The organism is Natrinema versiforme JCM 10478 (genome assembly GCF_000337195.1).
GTDB classification, from domain to species: Archaea; Halobacteriota; Halobacteria; order Halobacteriales; family Natrialbaceae; genus Natrinema; species Natrinema versiforme.
This window is the reverse complement of record NZ_AOID01000026.1, coordinates 63373-86542: the sequence shown is the minus strand read 5'-3', so window position 1 is coordinate 86542 and position 23170 is coordinate 63373. Positions and strand designations below refer to the sequence as shown.

General features: G+C 67.5%; 13 protein-coding genes and 2 pseudogenes. 7 read left to right on the top strand and 8 right to left on the bottom strand.

The annotated features are described in order from the left end of the window. Positions 1–60 precede the first annotated feature (60 nt). A complete protein-coding gene (locus tag C489_RS08140; protein WP_006430733.1) occupies positions 61–1701 on the top strand; it encodes a potassium channel family protein in 1641 nt (546 codons plus the stop codon). A 93-nt stretch (positions 1702–1794) separates the two neighbouring features. Here C489_RS08140 and C489_RS08135 read toward each other — a convergent pair whose 3' ends face one another. The 3 genes from C489_RS08135 to C489_RS22125 all read right to left on the bottom strand — a co-directional run bounded on the left by C489_RS08135 (position 1795) and on the right by C489_RS22125 (position 3901). Continuing rightward, positions 1795–3039 (bottom strand): digeranylgeranylglycerophospholipid reductase, encoded by a 1245-nt coding sequence (locus C489_RS08135; RefSeq protein WP_006430732.1) that lies wholly within the window; start codon positions 3037–3039, stop codon positions 1795–1797. Positions 3040–3214: 175 nt separating this feature from the next. Next, positions 3215–3631 carry a universal stress protein gene (locus C489_RS08130; RefSeq protein WP_006430731.1) on the bottom strand — a complete coding sequence of 139 codons (417 nt, stop codon included), beginning with the start codon at positions 3629–3631 and terminating at the stop codon, positions 3215–3217. A gap of 120 nt (positions 3632–3751) precedes the next feature. Continuing rightward, complete coding sequence (locus C489_RS22125; protein ID WP_006430730.1) at positions 3752–3901, bottom strand: DUF7557 family protein; 150 nt, start codon at positions 3899–3901, stop codon at positions 3752–3754. Positions 3902–4095: 194 nt separating this feature from the next. On the opposite strand from C489_RS22125, the gene C489_RS08125 reads away from it, so the two are divergent. Beyond that, positions 4096–4335 (top strand): hypothetical protein, encoded by a 240-nt coding sequence (locus C489_RS08125; protein ID WP_006430729.1) that lies wholly within the window; start codon positions 4096–4098, stop codon positions 4333–4335. 24 nt (positions 4336–4359) lie between these two features. Here C489_RS08125 and C489_RS08120 read toward each other — a convergent pair whose 3' ends face one another. Next, the gene (locus tag C489_RS08120) at positions 4360–5151 is read right to left on the bottom strand and encodes a hypothetical protein (RefSeq protein WP_006430728.1); all 792 of its coding nucleotides are present in this window, start codon (positions 5149–5151) and stop codon (positions 4360–4362) included. A 298-nt stretch (positions 5152–5449) separates the two neighbouring features. Continuing rightward, positions 5450–6474, bottom strand: a pseudogene (locus tag C489_RS23025) (hypothetical protein); the annotation flags it as partial. A 673-nt stretch (positions 6475–7147) separates the two neighbouring features. On the opposite strand from C489_RS23025, the gene C489_RS08105 reads away from it, so the two are divergent. Next, positions 7148–8266, top strand: a complete 1119-nt coding sequence (locus C489_RS08105; protein ID WP_006430727.1) for an aminotransferase class V-fold PLP-dependent enzyme — start codon at positions 7148–7150, stop codon at positions 8264–8266. Positions 8267–8277: 11 nt separating this feature from the next. Here the strand turns inward: C489_RS08105 and C489_RS08100 are convergent. Further along, positions 8278–8798: pseudogene (locus C489_RS08100) on the bottom strand (hypothetical protein). Between the two features lie 271 nt (positions 8799–9069). Here C489_RS08100 and uvrA point away from each other — a divergent pair. After that, entirely contained in the window at positions 9070–12033 is a 2964-nt protein-coding gene (gene uvrA, locus C489_RS08095) for an excinuclease ABC subunit UvrA (RefSeq protein ID WP_006430725.1), read from the top strand. A 272-nt stretch (positions 12034–12305) separates the two neighbouring features. Here the strand turns inward: uvrA and C489_RS08090 are convergent, their stop codons facing one another. Then, positions 12306–12710, bottom strand: a complete 405-nt coding sequence (locus C489_RS08090; protein ID WP_006430724.1) for a CBS domain-containing protein — start codon at positions 12708–12710, stop codon at positions 12306–12308. Positions 12711–12888: 178 nt separating this feature from the next. On the opposite strand from C489_RS08090, the gene C489_RS08085 reads away from it, so the two are divergent. From C489_RS08085 to C489_RS08075, 3 genes are read left to right on the top strand one after another with little or no spacing between them, the layout of a single operon-like run. Then, the gene (locus C489_RS08085) at positions 12889–15171 is read left to right on the top strand and encodes a PD-(D/E)XK nuclease family protein (RefSeq protein ID WP_049890698.1); all 2283 of its coding nucleotides are present in this window, start codon (positions 12889–12891) and stop codon (positions 15169–15171) included. Then, entirely contained in the window at positions 15164–16213 is a 1050-nt protein-coding gene (locus C489_RS08080) for a PD-(D/E)XK nuclease family protein (RefSeq protein ID WP_006430722.1), read from the top strand. The genes C489_RS08085 and C489_RS08080 overlap by 8 nt, the downstream gene beginning before the upstream one ends. Further along, positions 16206–19967 carry a UvrD-helicase domain-containing protein gene (locus C489_RS08075; protein WP_006430721.1) on the top strand — a complete coding sequence of 1254 codons (3762 nt, stop codon included), beginning with the start codon at positions 16206–16208 and terminating at the stop codon, positions 19965–19967. The genes C489_RS08080 and C489_RS08075 overlap by 8 nt, the downstream gene beginning before the upstream one ends. A gap of 48 nt (positions 19968–20015) precedes the next feature. On the opposite strand, the gene C489_RS08070 is transcribed toward C489_RS08075, so the two are convergent. After that, positions 20016–23039, bottom strand: coding sequence for a PAS domain-containing sensor histidine kinase (locus C489_RS08070; protein WP_006430720.1), 3024 nt, complete (start codon positions 23037–23039; stop codon positions 20016–20018). Between the last annotated feature and the right edge of the window lie 131 nt (positions 23040–23170).

The following is a 23170-nucleotide window of genomic DNA, read 5'->3' as shown; positions in this document are numbered from 1 at the left end:
AACGGTACGTCGACCGCATCAACCGGTACCGTCAACAGCCGTCCGTCGAATGGGACGCGTATGGCTCTGTGGAGGTCCCGCCGCGCCGGCTACTACCTCGCGCTCGTGGCCGCGACGACCGTCGTCTCCACGCTACTGTACAACTACGGGATGGCGACGTGGGAGAACGATCCCCAGCCGCTCTACCGGTCGCTCGAGATCGTCTTCCAGACGTACACGACGACCGGCTACGGCGAGGACGCGGGGTGGGCGACGCCCCAGATGAACCTGCTAATGATCGGACTGCAGCTCACCGGGATCGGGCTGATCCTGACCGGGGTCGACATCTTCGCCGTCCCGTGGCTGCGGGATGCGCTCGCGACGACGCCGCCAGCGGCCGTCCCCGATCTCGAGGACCACGTGATCATCTGCGCGTACACCTCCCGCGTCGAGGCGTTCATCGACGAACTCGAGTCCCGCGGGCAGGAGTACGTCGTCATCGAGCCCGACGAGGGGACGGCGACCGAACTGCACGAAACGGATCGGCGGGTCGTCCACGGCGACCCGGAGTCGACCGACGTCCTCGAGAACGCCGGCATCGAGCGGGCAACGGCGGTCGTGGCCGATTCGGCCGACGACACGAACGCGAGCATCGTCCTCTCGGCGCGCGAGGCGAACCCCGACGTGCGGATCGTGACGCTGGTCGAGGACCAGCGGCTGGGCGAGTACCACCGGATCGCGGGCGCGGACGAGGTGCTCTCGCCGCGCCAGTTGCTCGGCGAGAGCCTCGCCCACCGGGTGCCGACGGCCGTGACGACTGCGGTCGACGAGGGCGTCGAAATCGGAAACGGGCTGGAACTGGTCGAACTCTCGATCGCGGAGGGAAGCAATCTCTGTCAGCGGACCGCCGAGGAGATCCGGCTCCCCGAGCGGTTCGGCGTCGACGGCATCGGCGCGTGGCTCGACGGCGAGTTCGAGAGCCCGATTCCGCCGGACCGCGAACTCGATACGGGCACACGGCTCCTCGTCGCGGGCGAAGCGGACCGAATCGACGCCCTGCGATCCGAGGCGGCGTCGACGATCCAGCCCTTCTCGGCCCAACACGTCGTGATCGCCGGCTACGGCGAAGCGGGGGCGGCGGCGGGGGCAGCCCTCGCCGAGACGAACTCTCGCGTGACCGTTCTCGACAGCGCCGACAAGGAGGATGTCGACGTGATCGGCGATGCCCGCGATCCGGCGGCGATCCGCGAGGCCGGTATTGACGACGCGTCCGCGGTGATCGTCACCCTCGACGACGACACGACGGCGATCTTCGCGACGCTCGTCGCGCGGGATCTGAACCCGTCGGTCGACATCGTCGTGCGGGCGAACGACGCGGAAAGCGAGCAGAAACTGTACCGGGCCGGTGCCGACTACGTGCAGTCGCTAGCGACCGTCAGCGGGCGGATGCTCGCCTCGACCGTCTTCGAGGACGAGGACGTGCTCGCCGTCGACAGGCAGATCGACGTCGTGAAACTCCCCGCAGGCCGGCTGGCGGGACGGACCGTCACCGACGCTGATGTCCGCTCGCGGACGGGCTGTACCGTCCTCGCCGTCGTCCGGGACGGCGAGACGATCGTCGAGTTCGATCCCGCCTCGTTCGTCCTCGAGGACGACGACGCGGTCGTTCTCGCGGGCACGGACGAGAGCGTGCAGTCCTTCGAGTCACAGTTTCTCGCCTGACCGGCCGCCGGCGGCTCTCCGACGCTATCGCTACGTTTTCGGTTACAATCGTCCCGACGAGAAACGGCCGGCAACCGAGTTCGCTGCGACGGCTTACAGCAGAGAGCCGAGGTCCAGTCGCTGTTTCGCGAGGTCGACGAGCAGCGGCGCGTCCTCGAGTTCGAGCAGGCGTGCGATGGCGAGGGGGTCGCCATTGTTCGCCTTGGCCAGCGTGTCGTCGTCGAGTCGCTGGAGGTCCCGCATGAGCCTGTCGTAGCGGTCGTTCGGCGCGAGGTAGAGGAGTTGGGTCATCAGCAGTCTGTTCTTGGCGTTGGGCGCGACGTCGCGGTGCCAGAGGGTGTCGTAGACCTCGAGGTTCTCGGCGGTCGGCTCGACGCCGTCGTGTTTGAGGACGCTATCGGCGGTGGCGGCGGCCGCGCGACCCGACTGCATGCACTTGTTGATCCCCTCGCCCCAGAGCGGGTCGAGGCTCGGAACGGTGTCGCCGATCGCCATGAACCGATCGGTGTGGAGTTGTGTCGGTTCCTGAATATGGGCCGAGCCGCGGTGTTGTTTGCCCTCGATCCGCGTTGCGTCCTGGAACCGCGGATCGGTGTCGAGCCAGTGGGACATGTAGTCGTCGATAGTGAAATCGTCCCGGCTGTATTGGCTGTGGCTGCCGTTCTGAATGTAACAGAGGCCGACCTTGGCGGTGTCTTCGCCCGTGTGGAAGATCCAGGAGTAGCCGCCGGGCGCGATCTCGTGGTCGAGTCGCAACATCATGGCGTCGCGCAGGTCCGCGAAGCCGGGCCGATCGATATCGATCCCCTCGAACTCGTACTCGATGCCGATGGCCTGGTTCTCGCGTTCGAGGTCGACGACGCCGAGTTCCTTCGCGAGGGGCGCGTTCGGTCCCGTCGCGTCGATGACGATGTCGCCGTAGACCTCCTCGTCGCCGTTGTAGGTGACGCCGGCGATCTCGCCGTTCTCCATGATCGGCGCGGTGACGCGGGCGTCAAAGCGGTACTCGGCACCCTTCTCGCGGCTGTCGCGGACGAGGTAGCGCTTGAAGTCGGCGAACTCCAGGACCGCGCCGGTCTGGTCGCGGACGAAGTGTTCGGTCGGCGACTCGAGGACGACGCTGTCGGTGTACTGCATCACGACGTCGTCCGGGATGCCGAAGGCGGCCATCATGGAGTGGAACGTCCCCGCGGTGGACTTGTTACTCTGGCGGGGGAACCCGTCCTCGGCCTCGGTCTCGAGGACGACGACGTCGTACCCTCTGGCGGCGAGATCGCGGGCACACTGTGCGCCGGCGGGACCGGCACCGGCGATGACTACGTCGTAGCGGTCGTTCATGTAATCGAGACTGTGGTGGGCCTTAATTAGTCTGTCCTGTTGTGATCGTTTCGACGCCGCCGACTCGCTCGCGTGTCGGTCCGGCACCGACGAGCACGCGATTCCGGGCAGTTCCGGGCCGCTCGAGACGGGTACGGAGCCGAACGACCCCTGTTCGCAACAGCAGTCGAAACTGCTACCGGACGATCGTCACCGGAACGGGTGCCTGCCGGGCGATTTGCTCGGCGACGCTGCCGAGCAACACCCTCGAGAACCCGGTCCGGCCGTGGCTCCCGACGACGATCCGGTCGACGGCGTTGGCCGCGGCGTAGTCGACGATCGCGTCGGCTGGTTGGCCGATCACCAACTCCGTCTCGATCGGACAGCCGTCGTCGGCCGCGCGGTCCTCGGCCGTCGCGAGCAGTTCCTGGCCGGCCTCCTGCTGGCGCTCCATCAGGACATCGGGCCCGAGGTGTGCGACCTCGCCGTAGCCGCTATCGGTCGGGTCGACGGCGTGGACCGCCGTGACCTCGTCATCGGCGTGTTCATCACACGCAAACTCGAGGGCCGCCCACCCCGGCTCCGAGTCGTCGAGCGCGACCAGCAGGTGCATACGCCACCCTACGGGGACTACCTACTTGAGTGTCATCATCACTCACACCTGCCTGATCGGCGTCGATCATCCCGTCGGCAGTCTCGAAAGAACGAGGGGGCAGACTGCGAGACCCATCCGCTACTCCGAGTAGCCTTCCTGCAGGAACGCCCCTTCCGTCTCGTACATCGTCACCAGTTCCTCGATGAGCTCCTCGGGCGTCTCGCCCTCCTCGCAGTGGCTGTCGAGTCGATCCATCAGGTCGTCGCTGATCTCGAGTGTCTGTGTCATGGTGTGGAAACGGTCGCGGCAAATGGGGGTCCGCGCGGTCGGACGCCACCGCTAGCATCGAGTGCCATCGTCAAATAGCCACGGGGACAACCGGGTACGCACGCTCCTCGTTCCAGCTAACGCGGTCCCACGGAGTCCTGAACCGGCACGGGACGGCCGTTCGTTTACCCCGCTGGTCGTCGTAGCGACCGTCTATGACAGCCCCATTGACCGACGACGCGGTCGGGAAAACCGTCGTCGATGTCGACGGCAAGGAACTCGGAATCGTCGCGAAAGTCGAGGGTCAGCGGGCCTACGTCGACCCCGATCCGAGCGTCGCAGAACAGGTGCTTGCCTCCGTCGGCTGGGAGGGCGAAGACGACGAAGACTACGTCGTCACCGAAGACATGCTCCAGCGGGTCGACAACGAGGTCGTCCTGCGGGGCGAACTCTGAGCCCGGCTCGAGCCGGTCGATCGCTCAGTCGAACGACTGGTCGTCGAACGATTGCTCGCGCCACGTCGTCCAGTCGTAGAGCCGCTCGAGTTCGCCGCCCTGCTGGCGGATCGCCACGGCGGTGTCGAACAGGAACGCGGCGACGAGCGTCGTCCCGACAAGCCACGCGGCGTCGGCGAGCGCGCCGTAGCCGTTCAGATGGTTCGTGATCAGGTCGACGAAGACGACCGCGGTAACGCAGACGATCGCCGGCAGCAGGTGGCGGGTCAGCGCGGCGAACGTCGTCCCTTCGTGGACGCGAACGGCGCGGACGGCATAGAGCACCGCCCAGGCCGACGTGACGACCCAGCCGACCGCGACGACCAGCCGGCTCGAGGAGGTCTGAACCAAGAACGTGCCCCACCACGCGGCGATAAATCCGACGACGACGACGTAGTCCGCCCACGCGGGCAACAGCCGAGAGCGATCGTCCGCACCCGGCTGGTCGTGGTACATCGCGCGGATCGCCAGCGCGAGAAAGAGGATGAAAAAGAGGATCGCACCGTCGACAAAGCGGCCGATCCACGCGGGCTCGAGCAACAGCGAGCCGACGCCGGCGACGGCGTAGACGATCGCCGCACCGATGCCGAGCAGGAGGAACCACTGCTCGGTACCGGCGTCGACGGCGAGGACCTCTCGGACGTAGATCGTCGCGTAGTAGAGCAACACCGTCGCTGCGACACCCATCGCGAGATACGCGAACAGCCGTCCGATCGCAACCGTCGCGGCCGGATCGCCGGCATCGAACGTAATCGCCGAAATCGGGGCGAACACCATCGGGTGACAATGGCGGTCGAACTGCTATAAGTATACATCCCTGTTTCCGGCGATCGGGAAGCCGGTCTTCGCCATCGACCCCCAACGGACGGGCTGCGGAGACGCGATTAGCTCCCCGAACGAACTTGGCGGTACGGACTGATCTCTCTCACTCGCTCGCTCGAGGCAGGACCAAGACGGACTGAAAAGGAGCGGCTGTGTGCGGGCGGTGCCCGCTCACGGATCTTCGTCGTAGACGTCTCGAGTGGGTTCGCCGTCGACGCTGACGACGCCGAGTGCGCCGCGGCGGGCGGCGNGCTCACGGATCTTCGTCGTAGACGTCTCGAGTGGGTTCGCCGTCGACGCTGACGACGCCGAGTGCGCCGCGGCGGGCGGCGCGGGTCAGTGCGTGGTCGACGATTTTGACCGGGCCGGGGACGGGGAACTCCATCTCGGCCGCGGCGGTGGTGCCGGGTGCGACGGGCGCGGTTTCGATGTTCAGGTCGGGGTCGGTCAGGAGGTCGCCGTCGCGGTAGAAGCGACTCCAGACGTTGCCGATGGGGTGCCACGAGCTCAGCAGGTTCGGGCCGCCGTTGGCGAAGTACACCCGGGCGGTTTCGCCAGTGTTCGCCTGCATGGGCTGGCCGCCATCGGGGGCGAAACCGTAGGCCTGGCCGTTGAAGACCACGTAGGTGGGCTCTTCCTTGAGCATCGCGTCGAAGTCGAACTTGTGGTGGCCCTCCTCGCCGAGGTCGCCGTCCGTGTAGATCTCGTGCTGGCCGAGGTAGTACTCGGTGTCGACCTCGGGGAGGCCGTCCTCGGGTTCGACGAGGATCGAGCCGAACATCCCGCTGCTGATGTGCTGATCCATGTTCGGGATCGNGCGTCGAAGTCGAACTTGTGGTGGCCCTCCTCGCCGAGGTCGCCGTCCGTGTAGATCTCGTGCTGGCCGAGGTAGTACTCGGTGTCGACCTCGGGGAGACCGTCCTCGGGTTCGACGAGGATCGAGCCGAACATCCCGCTGCTGATGTGCTGATCCATGTTCGGGATCGCACAGTGGTAGATGAACACGCCCGCGTAGTCGGCGGTGAAGCTGATCTGGGTCGGGTCGTCGCCGGGCGTGATCGTCGTCGCGTCGGCCCCGCCACCGGGGCCGTAGACCGCGTGGAAGTCCATGTTNAAGCTGATCTGGGTCGGGTCGTCGCCGGGCGTGATCGTCGTCGCGTCGGCCCCGCCACCGGGGCCGTAGACCGCGTGGAAGTCCATGTTGTGCGCGGCCGTGTTCAGGTCCTCGGGCACGTCGAAGGTCAGGTTCACCCGGTCGCCCCGGCGGACCCGGACCATCGGCCCCGGCACCTGCCCCTCGAAAGTCATGTACTCGAACGTGACTCCCGGTTCGATCTCCGCCGTGACTCGTTCCGTTTGGATCGTGATGTCGTGTTCCCGGGGCTCGTTCCAATCGACCGGGTCCGGAATGTCCGTCGGATCCCGCGCGATCCGGTCGACATCGACGTCTTTCGCCGCCGGCAGCCCNGTCCGGAATGTCCGTCGGATCCCGCGCGATCCGGTCGACATCGACGTCTTTCGCCGCCGGCAGCCCCTCCTCGCTCGCCGACTGATCGCCTTCCGCGCCGTTCCCCTCCGCCTCGCCGCCGAGACAACCGGCCACCGCAGCGACGCCGGTCGCCCCAAGCGCTTGCACCATCTGCCGTCGGTTGAGTCGAGTATTGGTCATCGGTCTTCCTCCTCACTTGGTCGTAGGGAGGACATACATTCAGGTGTATCGACGATTCTCGAGAGATAGTAAGCGAGTTGACTGTTCCCGCTATATCGAGGGTGTTTAAATACTGTTTCCAAATAGCGGCGCAATTCGCTCGCGATAGCGGCCAATACGGGCTTTGTCGGAGAGGTAAGCGGCTCGGATACTGTCGAACTCTCTGGTTCTCGAGATGAAGACGACCGACCGACAGCGGAGTAACCGTCAGAACGAACACCGGTCGACGCGAACGACCGTCCGATGGATCCGATCGAGCTACGCGAGTCGATGCCGGCCCTCGAGTCGACCGTCTACTGCAACTGGGGTGCCGGGGGGCCGAGCCCGCGCCGCGTCGTCGACGCGGCCGAATCGGCCCTCGAGTACCACGAGTACGAGGCCCCCGCGGCCGAGGGGATGTACCCCGCAGCGTTCGACGCCTACGACGAGGCGCGAGCGGCCGTCGCCGACCTGCTCGGAGCCGCGGAGAGCGAGATCGCGCTCACCCAGAGCACGACCGACGGGATCAACCGGATCGCGAGCGCGTTCGACTGGGACGAGGACGACGTCGTCGTCCGCACCGACCTCGAGCACTCCGCGGGCATCCTGCCGTGGCAGCGTCTCAAGCGCGAGTACGGCGTCGAGGTGCGGGTGCTCGAAACAGAGGGCGGCCGGCTCGACCTCGAGGACGTGACAGCGGCGGCCGAAGAGGCGACGCTGTTCTGTATCAGTTCGCTCACGTGGACCCACGGGACGCGACTGCCGATCTCGGAGATCGTCGACATCACCCACGACGCCGGGGCATTGGTGCTGGTCGACGCCGTCCAGTCGCCCGGGCAGGTGCCCGTCGACGTGCGAGAGTGGGGTGCCGACTTCGTCGTCGCGGCGGGCCACAAGTGGCTGCTCGGTCCCTTCGGTGCCGGCTTCCTCTTCGTCCGCGACGGCGTCGAAACGGACCTCGTCCCCGCCGCGATCGGCTACCGAAGCGTCGCGGACGAGAACGCCGGGGACTACCAATACGCGGCGGGCGCGCGGCGGCTTGAGGTCGGCACTGAGAGCCCTGCGCCCTACGCCGGGCTGACGGAAGCGATCGGGGTGCTCGAGGCGGTCGGGATCGAGACGATCCAGCAGCGGATTGAGATGCTTACCGACCGTCTCAAAGCGGGCGTTCCGGACGAGCGCCTGTTGAGTCCCCGCGAGTACGAGTCCGGACTGGTGACCATCGATGTCGACGAGCCGGAGACGACAGTCGATCGCCTCGCCGATCGGGGGATCGTCGTCCGACCGTTACCGACGCCGGACGCGATCCGCACGTCGGTCCACGCGTTCAACAGCGAGGAGGACGTAGATGCGGTGCTCGAGGCGCTCGAGGACGAGTACTGACGCGGGACCGATTACTCGGACTGCGATTCCGATTCGGGTTCCGGTTCCGACTCGGCGTCCGCGGACGCGGCCGCGGCCTCGACCATCGTCTCCCGCTCGTCGAAGTACGCCGGCGCGTCGGCGTCGGCCTCGAACTCGATGATCCGGGTCAGCGCCTCCTGTTCGTCATCGATAGTTGACGACAACTCTTCTGCGAGTTCGGTGTAGCTAGCGGCGAGATCCTGAAACGCCTGCATGCGGGCCTGTTTCGCCTCGACGAGCAGCTGTTTCTCCTCGAGTTCCTGCTGTAGCTCCTCGATCGCCGCGACGTCGACCTCGCTCGCGTCCGGCACGTCCGCGGTCGACGGGGACTCGGTCGCCTCCACCTCGTCGGGTAGGGCCTCGAGGCGTGACCGGATCTCGNGATCTCGTCGAGCAGCTCGTCGGCTTCCTCGCCCATCGTCGTGACGCTGCCCGAGAGGAGCCCGGCCTGCGTGCGGCAGTACTCGACGAATTCGTCGACCGCGAGGTCGTCCGCGGCGTCGTCGCTCATACGCGTCCTTTGGGCTGCCGGCCGAAGTTACTTTGGTCCGGCCGCCGACCCGCGGCTGGCGGACCGAGATCGAGCGTGAAGACGGTCGCTATACTCCAGTCGCGTGCGTGTGACGGCCACCGAACCGCACTCTCGGCCTCGAGTGATCTTTGCTGACAAACACCACGACAGTGGCCTTTCAGACTCGTTAAGTCCTTGCAGCCACTGACACAGATACAATGAATCTGGAACTGCGTCGACAGAATGGACTGTCTCTCCGCGCGACCGAACGATGAGCAAGGACTTCATCGAAGTGCGCGGTGCGGAAGAGCACAACCTCAAGGACATCGACGTGACGATCCCCCGCGAGGCGTTTACCGTCGTCACCGGCCTCTCGGGGTCGGGGAAATCATCGCTCGCGTTCGAGACGGTCTACGCGGAAGGCCAGCGCCGGTACATCGAGAGCCTCTCGGCGTACGCCCGGAACTTCCTCGGCCAGATGGACAAACCGCAGGTCGAGACCGTCGAGGGTCTCTCGCCGGCGATCTCGATCGACCAGAAAAACGCCGCGAACAACCCCCGATCGACGGTCGGGACGGTCACGGAACTGCACGACTACCTGCGGCTGCTCTACGCCCGCGTCGGCACGCCACACTGTCCCGAGTGCGGTCGCGAGGTCGGCGAGCAGTCGGCCCAGAACATGGTCGAGCGCATCCTCGAGTTGCCCGAGGGAACCAAGGCCAAACTCGCGGCACCGGTCGTCCGCGACCAGAAGGGTGCCTTCGAGGACCTCTTCGAGGAACTCGTCTCCGAGGGGTACGCCCGCGTTGAGATCGACGGCGAGGAGTACGACCTCACGATGGACGACCCCGATCTCGACGAGAACTTCGATCACACCGTCGACGTGATCGTCGACCGCGTGAAGGTCTCGGCCGAGGCTCGCCCGCGGATCATCGACAGCGTCGAGACGGCGCTCGACGAGGCCGAGGGCGTCATGAAGGTCATCCTCCCGGACGCCTCCGAGGAGGTCGCCGCGGACCTCGGCGACGAGGCCCGCAGAACGGGCGCGCTCGGCGACGAGACCGAAGCCGATGACCGATTCGTCGTCGAGTTCTCGAAGGACCTCGCGTGTACCCACTGCGGGATCGACGTGCCCGAGATCGAGACCCGCTCCTTTTCCTTTAACTCGCCCCACGGTGCCTGTCCCGAGTGCGAGGGACTGGGCGAAACTAAGGAAGTCGACGAGGACCTCGTCCTGCAGGACGAGTCCAAGCCGCTCAAACACGTCTTCGAGCCCTGGAGCTACAACCGGTCGTACTACCAGACCCGGCTCGATGCCGTCGCGGAACACTTCGACGTGCCGCTCTCGACGCCGTTCGAGGAGCTAGACGAGGACATTCAGCAGGCGTTCCTCTACGGCACGGACGGCGAAGTGGTGTTCAAGCGCAGCACCAAGAACGGCACCCGTCGAAAGAAAAAACACTTCGAGGGCGTCATTCCGAACTTAGAGCGCCGGTACCTCGAGACCGACTCCGATTCGACCCGAGAACACATCGAGGACTACATGTCGGTCACGGAGTGCCCGGCCTGTGACGGCACCCGGCTCAAGCCCGCGAGCCGCGCCGTGCTCGTCGACGACAGTTCGATCACCGAGATCAACGCGATGAGCATCGGCGACGCCCGCGAGCACTTCGAGTCGATGGAAGCCGACCTCACCGAGCGCGAGAAGGTCATCGCCGAGGAGATCCTCAAGGAGATCCGGGCGCGACTCGGGTTCATGTGCGAGGTCGGCCTCGACTACATCACGCTCGACCGCGAGGCCTCGACGCTTTCCGGCGGCGAGAGCCAGCGCATCCGCCTCGCGACCCAAATCGGGTCCGGCCTCGTCGGGGTTCTCTACGTGCTCGACGAGCCCTCGATCGGGCTCCACCAGCGGGACAACGACCGGCTGCTCGACACGCTCGAGGAACTGCGCGATCTGGGCAACACCCTCCTCGTGGTCGAACACGACGAGGAGACCATGCGCCGCGCGGACAACGTCATCGACATGGGGCCCGGCCCCGGCAAGCGCGGCGGCGAAGTCGTCGCCAACGGCTCCGTCGAGGAGGTCAAAGCCACCGAGGGGTCCGTCACCGGCGACTACCTCTCGGGCCAGCGCCAGATTCCGGTGCCCGACGAGCGACGCGACCCCGACGGCGCGATAACGATCCGCGGGGCGCGCCAGCACAACCTCAAGGATCTCGACGTGGACATCCCGCTCGGCTGCTTCACCGCTATTACGGGCGTCTCCGGCTCCGGGAAGTCCACGCTGATGCACGAGGTGTTCTACAAGGGCCTCGCTCGCGAGATGAACGACAACACGAGCGTCATCCCCGGCGATCACGACGCCATCGAGGGCTTAGACCAGATCGAGACGGTCCGCCTGATCGACCAGTCGCCGATCGGCCGCACGCCGCGGTCGAACCCCGCGACCTACACCAGCGTCTTCGACTACATCCGGGAGCTGTTCGCCTCGACGAAGCTCGCGAAACAGCGCGGCTACGAGAAGGGGCGGTTCTCCTTTAACGTCAAAGAGGGCCGCTGCGAGGAGTGTGGCGGCCAGGGCACGGTGAAAATCGAGATGAACTTCCTCTCGGACGTGTACGTCCCCTGTGAGGAGTGTGGCGGCGATCGCTACAACGACGCCACGCTCGATGTCACCTACAAGGACAAGACCATCGCCGACGTCCTCGAGATGTCAGTCGAGGAGGCCTACGACTTCTTCGAGTCCTCGAGCCAGATCCGCCGCCGGCTCGAGCTGCTCAAAGACGTCGGACTCGATTACATGAAACTCGGCCAGCCCTCGACCACGCTGTCGGGCGGCGAGGCCCAGCGAATCAAGCTCGCCGAGGAACTGGGCAAGAAGGACTCGGGCGAGACGCTGTACCTGCTCGACGAGCCCACCACGGGGCTCCACAGCGAGGACGAGCGCAAACTCATCGACGTGCTCCACCGGCTGACCGACAACGGCAACACCATCGCCGTCATCGAGCACGAACTCGACCTCGTCAAGAACGCCGACCACGTCATCGACCTCGGCCCCGAGGGCGGCGAGAACGGCGGCGAAATCGTCGCCACAGGGACGCCGGAGGACGTCGCGCGACTCGAGGACTCACACACCGGCCGTTACCTGCGGGACCTGCTCCCCAAGATCGATCTCGAGGGCCCGCGCGGCGAGCGCGTCGAGCCCGTGAGCGCGCCGATGGACGACGACTGACCGCGGTGCGAGCGGGAGTGAGAACGCCTAACCGTGCGCCCAGCGAACCGGCCGAGCGATGAGCGGACTGAAGGTCGTCGTTCGGCGTGGATTCGCCGGCGAGTGCTGGACCGGCGGCCGCCGGTTGGACGAGGAACTATTCGCCGTCGAGTAAGGTGTCAGCGGCCGCGTTCAACTCCTTCGTTCCGCGGGCCTCGGGCTACTCGAACGACGTGGCCGCTCCGCATGTCACTGGACACGGCCTCGAGAGCCCGCATCCGAGCGAAACTCGATTACTCGGGGCTCGGCGACTGGACGCGAGAAAGGTAGCCCGCCAGATCCGACGTGGTGACCATCCCGATGACGCCCTCGTCCTCGTCGATGACGGGGATGTGGTGGAAGCCCCGTTCGACCATCGTGTCCGCGGCGTCGCGGATACTGTCCTGGGCCGTGACCGTCACGACATCGGCACTCATGTACTTCGAGACCGGCGTCTGGTCTTTCGGCTTCTGTTCGGCGACGATCTTGACGAAGTCCGTCGTCGTCAGGATCCCCTCGAGCCGGTTGTCGTCGTCGACGACGACGACCGACCCGATCTCGTTGGCGAGCATTTCCTGTGCGGCGTCCTCGACGAGCGTGTCCGGCGTCACCGTGTGCAGCGACGAGGACATGACTCGAGCGACGAAAATATCCTCCATACTGTACCGTATTCGGTATACAATATAAGGATTGTCGGACTGGAGTCGCTCCGGACGAGCGCGGGACGGGTCCCACGGGCGGCGATCGGCGGTCGATCGAGTACCGGAATGACAGCCGGCGAGCAGGTCGTGCCCACATTTAAGTATGGATTCGGCCATACACGGTGACGTACAACCGATGGCGTCCCCGCCGCCCACGCTCGACGGAACCTGCAAGCTCCTCCCGGGCCCCGCACCCGGTAGCGACGTGTTCGCGACCGTCGCCGCCGAATACGCCGCCCTCGCGGCGGAACACGGGCCGCGAAACGTTCTGGTCCTGAAACGGCATCCGACGGGCCTCGAGTCACTGACCGATGCGCTGGCCGCGATCGACCGCGAACAGGCTGCCGGTGATCCTCGCTCGCCCCGGGTCGAATCGCTACCGGAACACGCCTCGAAGACCATCGAGGAGTACGATCCGACACTCTCCCGCCTCGAGTACGAGGAACGTATCGAACTCATCTCGCTGGTAATCGACGGCGCGAGTCGCGCGGTGCCCGACTACCTCGAGCGCGCGGCCGCCCACGAGAGTTTCTCGCGCGACGTGGGACAACTGCTGCTGGCAGCGACCCGCCAGCGGCTCCGGCTCGACGACCTCGAGAGCGACGACCCCCACGACTGTCTCGCCTTCCTGTACGCGATGAATGACCGGTTCCACGCGGAACTCGACGACCGGGACTACGTCGAGCGGGCCGACGTGATCCCGCAGGCGGTCAACCTGCTCGAGGCGGACGCCGACGGCCTGCGTACTCGAGTCACCGACTCGTTCGACGCCGTCCTCGCCGTCGAATTCGAGGAGTACCGCCGGCTCGACCGCCGGTACCTCGCGGCGCTTACCCGCGACGCCGACCTCGTCTGTCTCGGCGAGCGCCACGCCAGCGTCGAGCGCACGCGGGTCGAACCGGGCCGCGTCGCGACCATCGCGGCCGAGGCCGGCCTCGAGGTCGAGTCGCTCGAGCCCGCGACCGCCGACGGAGACGGGACTGAGGGCTCACCCTCTCCCCCGCATCGCGCTATCACGCGATTCCTCGCGACCGGCGAACCGCCGGATCGAAGCCCACCCGACGCGGCGGCCAGAGCCGAACCCGAAGACGCCGACCCGGCCGGCGTCGCACGACGCGTTCGGACCGAGACGGCCCGCGAAGAGGTGCGGGCGGTCGCGACCGAAATCGAATCGCTGCGCGACCGGCACGGCTGGTCACACGACGAGTTCGCCGTCGCCGTCCCGCGGATCGAGCGCGTGCCGGAGACGAGACGACGGCTCCGAGACGCCGGCGTACCGACAGCGACGATCGGCACCCCCTCGCTGGTGGACGACCCCGCGGTGAACGAACTCTACGCGGTCGTCACGCTCCAGTGTGAACGCGAACGAGACGGCGATGGCGACCGATTCGCTCGAGCCGAGTCACCCGACCGCCGGCGGGACTCGAGCGACCCGCGAGACGTCTCGCTGGATCGACTCCGCGCCCGCGTCCCCGGGTTCTCGCCGGAGCTGCTGTCGACGACCGCCGGGGCGAGCGTGCGCCGCTCGCTCGAGCGCTGGATCCGGGAGACTGACCTGAAGGGGCGGATCGCCCGCGAGGAAGACTGGATCGATGCCCGCGAGCAGTACGAGGGCGTCCGGCGCGTCCTCGAGATCGCCCGGTTCGTCGAGGAGACGGACCTGGTGGGGCCGGACTGGCAGGGCCTGCGCCGGATGCTCCGCCGGACGATCCAGTACGACGCGCCGTACGTCCACGCGGTCGAGACGCGGCCACCGACCGGCGGCGTGACCGTCTGCGCCGTCGACGACCTCAAATACGACTCGCGGAAGGCAGTCTTCCTGCTGGATCTGATCGACGAGACCTATCCGGGCGAACAGTTCCTCACCCAACTGTTCCCGACGGCGTGGCTCCGGAACATGCCGGCCTATCCCGCGGTCACGGCCCCCTCGGACGCGGACATCGCGGAGACCTTCGAAACGGTCGACGCGGCTGATATCGGCGACCCCTTCGAGGCGTACCACGCCCAGCGGTCCCGCAGGCGACTCGCGCTCGGGGCTCGCGCCGCCGAACGCGCGCTCTACTGCTGTTCCTACGAGCGGGGTTCGGGAAGCCTGCAGCGGACCTACGACGAATCGCGCTACCTGAAACTGATCGAGTCGACGCCCGGCCTCGCCTTCGAGGAGATCGACGCCGCCGCGGACGCGGCGATCCACGGCGAGACGAACGCGCTCGAGGCGCTGCTGGCCCAGCCGCGGGGTGAACTCGAGCGGGTGCTCCGGGAGGCCAGCACCGGCGGCGAAGCGGATCTCGGCGAGACAGAGGCCCTATTCGAGGAGATCGCGGTCGTGCTCGAGGAGGGCGACATCGACGACGACCTCGCCGAGGCGGTCCGCTCGCAGTTCGAGTTCGCCGCGGGCGAGGTGGTCCGCGATGAGTGACGTCGACTCGAGCGCCGCCTCGCTCTCGGTCGACGGGCTCCGCACCGCGCTGCACTGCCCCCGCCGGTACGAGTTCGCCCACGTCCACGGACTCGAGGGAGGCGACGACGACGCCGTCGACGACCGCGTCGCCCTCCTGCGGACCGCCATCTGCGACGCGCTCCGGAGCGGCGAGACCGACCGCGAGGGACTCGAGGCCGTCGCCCGCGACCGGCTCTCGGCGCTGTGGGCAGACCACGACGAGCCGTTCCACTCCGTCGCCCAGCGCCGCCACGAACGGCGGGTGCTCGAGGCGACGCTTTCGGCGTACCTCGAGCGCGTCGGCGTCGACCACGCCGCGGGGCTCGAGGCCCTCGACGCCGAGGCGGCCCGCGGCGAACTGATCGGACCAGCGCTACCGCTCTCGAGTACGGTCGCGCTCCCCGACGCGCCGGGCGGCTCCGACCCGCCCGCGGCCGACGCAGTGACGATCGACGCGGCGGTCGATTACGTCTACGGCGACGGCTCGTCGATCGTCGGCGTCCGCTTTGTCCCGACGCTCGCGCCGCTCGGCCGCCTGCGCTACCGGTCGGACTGGGAGGGCGACGTGGCCGACCTGTTCACCGACCACTTCGACGACGAGCAGGACGCGTTCGACCCGGACCCGGTCGGCTCGCTCTTCGAGACCGCCGTCGTCATCGACGGGCTCCGCGCCCTCCGCGACCGGCTCGAGCTGGGCGATCGGACCTGCCGATACGTCCAGATTCCGCTGGCCGACCGATCGGGCACGGCGGTCAACTGGGTCCGGGATACCGTCGAGACGAGCCTCGAGGTCGTCGACCTCACCGACGTCTACGTCGATCACCACACCTACGGCATGACCCACGACCACCGAAACGAAACCGTCGATACTCGACTCGCGACCGTCGCATCGAACCTCGTTTCCGGACCGTTCGATCCGTCCGACCGCTGGGCCCAGATCGAGGAACACGCCTGTCCCGACTGCGAGTACACCGTCTGCTGTCAGGAATACATCGGTCAGGAGGTGCGCTTCGATGGGTGAGACGCCACAGCGGGATCGAGCGGACGATCGGAGCCTCGAGTCAGAGACCGACCGAGCCGTCAACGAATCCGGCGCGTCCGAGAGGGCCAGCACGCTCGATATCGCGGCCGAGGACATCCAGCCGAAGGGCAATCAGGAGGCGGTCATCGACAGCCGCGCGGCCTGTACCTCCGTCGACGCGGGCGCAGGCACCGGGAAGACGACGACGATGCTCGTCCGGATCGAGCGCGCCGTCGAGCGGGGCGATGTCGACCCCGACGACGTGCTCGTGTTGACCTTCGCCAACGAGGCGGCCGCGAGCATCCGCACGGCGGTCGCCGAGCGGCTCGATCCCGACGCCGCGGCGGCGATCGACGTCTACACCTACCACTCCTTCTGTTACCGGCTGGTCCGCGAATACGCCTACTACCTGGGCTACTCCCCCGAGTTCGATGTCGTCACCGAGCGCACGCGACGGCGGCTCATCGGCCGCCTGCTCGCGACCAACGACTACGATTTCGCGGCCGCGTCGACCCGCAACGACGGCTCGCCGGCCGATCTCGTCGACTCCGTCGACCGGTTCATCCAATCGATGAGTCAGGAGGACATCACGCCCGACGACCTGCAGTCGGGACTGCCGCCGGTTCGCACCCTCGAGCTGTGCAACGAGTTCGTCCTCTGGCTCGAGCGAACGGCCGGCGAGGACCTCTCGTTCGACAACGAGGCGTTCCGGTTCTTCAACGAGGAGGCGTACCTCGAGACGGCTCGGGAGTCGCTGGTCGACTACGGCAAACTCGTCTCCTACTGCCGGGAGAAGATCGCGGAAGCGCCCGACCCGTTCCGCGAGGACGACGTGGTTCGGGACATCGATCGCTATCTCCGAACGCTCCAGACGTGCGTGACGAACACGATCGAGACCCTGTCGCTCGACGACCGGACGACGAAACACCTGCCCCGGTCGCTGTTCGGCAACCGGATCTGGGGGCAGGCGACGAGCCGGATCGAACAGACTCCCTTCGGCCGCCTGAAACACTACGTCGAGTTCCTCCGGCTGGCCCGCCACTACGCCGACATCTACGCGGATTACCACGACGCGCTCGAGGCCGAGCGGACGATGGATTTCGACGAGCTGGTGCGGACGGCGACGGGGCTGCTGGATGATCCGGCAATCGCCAACGAGATCACCGGCCAGTGGACGCAGGTCTACTGCGACGAGTTCCAGGACACCGACGAGACTCAGTTCTCGCTGGTCACCGAACTCACGGACGGCCCCGACCGGCCGGACCTGCTCGCGATCGGCGACAAGGATCAGGCGATCTACGGCTGGCGCGGCACCGACCGCGAGGGCCTCGACCGGCTGGCCGACGCCTACGACGACCACGAGGCGATCGAACTCGAGCTCAACTTCCGCTCGAGACAGGAGATCCTGGACCTGACCAACGGCTGTGACTACGGCCCGCAGTCCTCGAAGACGCTGCGGGAGGACGGCCGAACGCGCGGGAGCTACGACGAGGCGGAGCCGCCGGACCGGGTCGTCAAGGTCGAGAGCGACGCGGTGCCCCAGTCGACGCCCGAACAGGTCGCGACGACGGTCTCGCGGCTGCTCAACGGCGAGGCCGCGAACGTCCCCCAGCGCTCGCTGGGCGATCTCGCGGTTATCGTCCGGACGAACCACCACGCACAGGCCGTCGCGGACGCACTGCGGGACCTGCAGATCCCCTACGAGATCTCCGGCTCGCCCCGCGGGGAGATCTCGCCCGGGATCCGGACGGTGCTCTCGTACCTGCGCGTCCTCGTCGAACCGGACGCGGACGCCCACCTCCGGCGCGTGCTGCTCTACCGGTACCGGCTCCCCGAGGGGGATCTCGCGGCGTTGCAACGGCAGGACGGCTCGCTGTATGACGCGGTGACGGCGGCCGATCCGGGGGCGCTCGACCTCGAGCACCCCGACGGACTCGCGACGGCGCGGGACCACCTCGCGGAACTCGAGCGGGTCCGGGACGTCTACCCCCTCTCGGGATTCGTCCGCCGGTTCCGGGAACTGACGCGGATCGAGTGGTTCTGTACGAGCGAGGAGCGGGCCCAGTTCGACCGCCTCGAGCGGTTCGTCGAGGCCTACGACGCCGACGGCGTCGTCCAGTCGCTCTCGACCGAGTTCGTGGACGCGCTCGCCCAGACCCTGCGAAGCGGCGGGAGCGACCGGACCCGCGGGACCCGATCCGACGACTGCGTCGACGTGATGACGGTCCATCAGGCGAAGGGCCTTGAGTTCGATACCGTCCTCGTGCCCTACCTCTCGGACGAGGAGTGGTGCGTCGACGGGGATTACGTCGAGCGAGCGCGATACCGGCTGCTGGCCGCGACGCTCGACGACGACGTCGACTCCCCGCTGCACGCCGATCTCGCCGCGGAGCGGGTCGGCGAGGAGTGGCGGGTGCTCCACGTCGCGCTCACGCGGGCCGAGAACCACCTGTTCGTGTTCGGCTCCGACTACGAGTACGACGGCGACGAGGACGAACTCGCCGCGTCGACGGCCGACGCCTGCCTCGCGACCGACATCGAGTGGTCCGTGACCGGCCAGCGAATGGATCTCTGGTCGTCGCTGACCGAGAGCTTCGAGCGGGTGCGCGAGGTCTACCCCGAAACGGTCGTCGACCGCACCGACGAAATCGCCGCCTCGGCCGGCGAGAGCCCGGGAACGATCACCTACTACGCCGACTACGGGGACCGCCCCGTCGAGCCCCTCGAGACCCGCGAGGCGGTCGAGACCGTCCACCGGTTGGGCCGGCAGCTTCGCGACGGGACCCTGCTGTCGGCCGCCGACGCCGCGGGTTACGGTCCGCTCGAGGCGGCGTCGGCCGACGCCACGGAGCCGACTGCTCGCGTTCCCAGCGGCCGCCGGCTCTCCGCGCTGACGACCGACACCGTCCGCTTCCCGGTCGAGACGCTGGCGACGGCGACCGACCTCCCGGTCGCGATGCGGCACAGCTACTCCGCGATGGACACCCACGAGACCTGTGCGCGGAAACACTACCTCGATCATGTCGTCCGAGCGATCGACGACCCCGATCCGCTCGAGGGGGCGGAACGGGCCGGAACCGGGACCGCGGCGGCCGCCGACCCGTCGGCGCGGATCGTCGGCACCGTCTTCCACGATGTCGCGGAGGAGGCCTTCCACCGCGAGTACCACAGCCCCGAGGCCTGGCGCGAGGCCGCCGTGAGACAGCTCACCGCGCGCGACCTGCTCGCACACCGCGAGGGCGTCCTCGCTTGTGTCGATCGCTACTTCGAGGCGACCGCGCCCGCGTACGACCAACCGGTCGCCGACTGGGAGCCGCTGGCCGCGGAGCTCCCCTTCTCGCTCGAGGACATCGACGGCGTGACCGGCGACGTAGTCGGCTACGTGGACTCGGTTCGGCGGCTGCCCGACGGCGGGCTCGCCATCCTCGACTACAAGGCCACCGCCGAGCGGCTCTCCCCTGACGAGGCCGTCCAGTTAGCGCTCTACCTGCGGGCCTGCGAGGAACGGTTCGACGAGCCGATTTCGGCCGTCGGCTACGTCTACGTCGGCGACGTCGACGGCCCCCGCGTCGACTGCTTCGAACCCGACGCACTGCCGGCATGGGACTCCGTCCTCGAGACGCTCGAGGCGGTCGATGAGCCCTCGTTCCGGGAGACGACGCCGGGCGAGCACTGCCGGCACTGTCCGCACCGGTCGCTGGGCTGCGGGCCCGACGAGTATTCGCCCGAAACCGACACGGTGGACGGCGACTGACGGTGCTCGCGGCGTTCGACGGACGCGATCGGTGCTCGAGGCGGCCGATTACGCCTCGTCCCCGCTCGCGGCGGGGAGCGTAAACGAGAACGTCGTCCCCTCGCCGGGCGTCGAGTCGACCCGGATCTCGCCGCCGTGGCGCTCGACGATGCGCTCGCACAGCGCGAGGCCGATCCCCGTGCCGTCGTGTTCCTCGCGGGTGTGAAGCCGCTGGAACACCTCGAAGATGCGCTCTCGGTCGTCGGGATCGATCCCGATCCCCTCGTCGCTGACCGAGATCTCCCAGTTCTCGCCGTCGCGCTCGGCACTGATCTGTACTCGGGGCCGCTCGCCGCCGCTGTACTCGATCCCGTTCGACAGCAGGTTCTGGAACACTTGCCGCAGCTGGTTCGCGTCGCCCTCGACGACGGGTAACGGCTCGGTCGTGATCTCGGCGTCGGTCTCGTCGATCCGGAGCTGGAGGTCGGTGCGCACGTCGGCGACCACCGTGTCCAGATCGACCGGTTCCAGCGGATCGCCCCGCGTCTCGATTCGCGAGTACTCGAGCAGCGCGTCGATCATCTCGCGCATGCGCTCGGCCCCGTCGACGGCGAACTCGAGGAACTCCTCGCTGTCCTCGTCGAAGGCGTCGCCGTACCGGTCCGCGAGGAGGTGGAGATAGCTCGTGACCATCCGCAGGGGCTCTTTGAGGTCGTGGGAGACAGCGTAGGCGAACTGCTCTAAGCGCTCGTTGGACTCCTCGAGCTTTCGCTGGTACTCCCGGCGTTCCGTGATGTCCTGAACCATGACCATGCCGGCGAACGCGTCGCCGCCGTCGTCCGTGACCGGCAGCGTGTACGCGATCCAGTGGCGGCCGTGGAAGTCGATCTCGAAGGCGTTGGTGTCGCCGTCGAGCGCGGCTCGAAAGTTCGGCTCGAGTTGCGCGGCCAGCGCGTCCGGGTACCGCTCCCAGAGGGTCTTCCCGACGATCTCGTCCTCCGAGGTGCCGACCGCCGCCAGAATCGCCCCGCCGGCGGCCGTATACCGAAGGTCCTCGTCGAACAACCCGACCGCACCGTTGGGGAAGTTCTCTACGATCGTCCGATAGCGCTGTTCTGACTCGGCGAGCTGTCGCTGGGCGTCTCTGCGCTCGGTGACGTCGCTCAGCGTGATCACCCCGCGGCTCACCTCGCCGGCCTCGTCGCGGATCGGCATGCCCGCCGCCTCGATGGTCCGGCGCTCGCCGTCGGCGGCGTCGATCTCGAAGACGTCCGGGTCCCGCACCTCCTCGCCGCGGAGCACCCGGGCCAGCGTCATCTCCTCGGGGTCGGCCCGCTCGCCCGAGTCGGCCCACCGCAGCGAATACCGCTCGTACTCGTCGACGGACTCGACGTCGAACACGTCCCCGCCCCAGATCTCGTGTGCGATGTCGTTGGCCGCGACGATCGCCCCGTCGGCCTCCGCGACGATGACTCCGACCGGCAGCACCTCGAACAGGGTCTCGAGTTGCTCCTTGTTCCGCTCGAGCCGGTGCTCGCGTTCGACGCGGTCCGTAACGTCGCGGACGACGCCGACGCGACCGACCTCGTCGTCCGTCTCGAAGGGGGTAAACCGAGTCACGACCGGGATCTCGCCGTCGGCAGTGGTGACGTGCTCGTCCAGTTCCGCGATGTCGGTCTCGCCCGCGATCATCTCCCGCTGGAGCCGCTCGGCTCGGTCGACCTTCGATTCCGGAAAGACCATCGACGCGTGCTCCCCGACCAGCGACGCGCGGTCGCGGCCCAGCATATCGGCGAAGGCCTCGTTCACCGTGAGGAACCGGCCGTCGCCGTCGAGCACGTAGACGCCGTCGTCGATCGTCTCAATGATCCGTTCGTACCGCCGTAGCTCCCGCTCGCGCTCCCTGCGATCGGTGACGTCGCGGTCCGAGACAATGATCGAGACCACCTCGCCGTCGTCGTTCGTCACCGGCCGGAAGTACCCGCTGATGGAGTACTGCTGGCCGTCCGGACCGACGAGGTCCGTCTCGAAGTCTACGTACTCGCCCCGCGCCGCCCGCTCGATCCACTCCCTGACGTCGTCCCGGACGCCGCCGCTCTCGCCCCACCACGGGGTCTCCCAGAACGGCTCACCGGTCACGTCCGCGAGGTCGGCGTCGACGTACTCCATCGCCGTCCGGTTGATGTCGATGACCGTCCCGTCAGGCTCGAGCAGGCCGACGAGGATGTTCGGGTCCTCGAAGACGGCCTCGTATCGCCGCTCCTTGCGCTCGAGTTCGCGCTCTCGCTCCCGGCGCTCGGTGACGTCCCGCGAGACCGCGAGGACGTACTCCCGGTCGAGTTCGACGGCGGCGGCGTTGACCTCCACGGGATAGGTCGTGCCGTCCTTCCGTCGGTGACGGCCCTCGAACGTGAGCGACCCCTCGGTCCGCAGATCGGCGACGAAGGAGTCCCACGCGTCTCGGTCCGAGAGTCCGGTCTCGACGTCGGGAACCGTCAGCGACAGCAGTTCCTCGCGAGTGTATCCGCGGCGTCGACAGGCGGTTTCGTTGACGTCCAGATACCGTCCCGTCTCCGGATCGATGACGAGCACGCTGTCGGTAGAGTGATCGAGGAGGGTTCGGAACAGTTGGAGTTCCTCCTCGAGTTCTCGGCGTTCGATGATGGCCTCGGCGCGTTTTCGCTCGGTGATGTCGCGAACGATACCGACGGTGCCCCGGAACTCGCCGTCGTCGGTCAGGAGACTCAACCGGAGTTCACAGGGAACCGTCTCTCCGTCGGCGGTCTGGGCCGCCAGTTCGAACGTTTGTCGCCGCCGGTCGCCCGTCGAGAGTCGCGTCGAAATCCCCCGTTCGATTCGGCGGTGATCGTCCTCGCCGAGGACGAGCGAGATGTGCTCGCCGAGGAGGTCGTCGCGTGCGTAGCCCGTCAGCTCGACGATGCGATCGTTGACCGCGACGAACCGTCCGTCGGGATCGAGCTGGTAGATGCCGTCGTCGACGATGTCGACGAGCGTTCGATATCGCTGGAGCGCCTCGGATTCGTCCGCGTCCGCCCAGAAGTCCCGCTCCGAGGCCGCCGCCCGTTCGCACATACCTGCGCACGTGGTCTTCGAGCGGGATAAGTCCAGTCCCGGACGGCTCGCGCCGCTCATCAGTGCGGGTACGCCTCGAGCGACGTCTCGCGTCGATCGTCGAACGGCTGCTGGCTAGCGGCTGTCGGGGA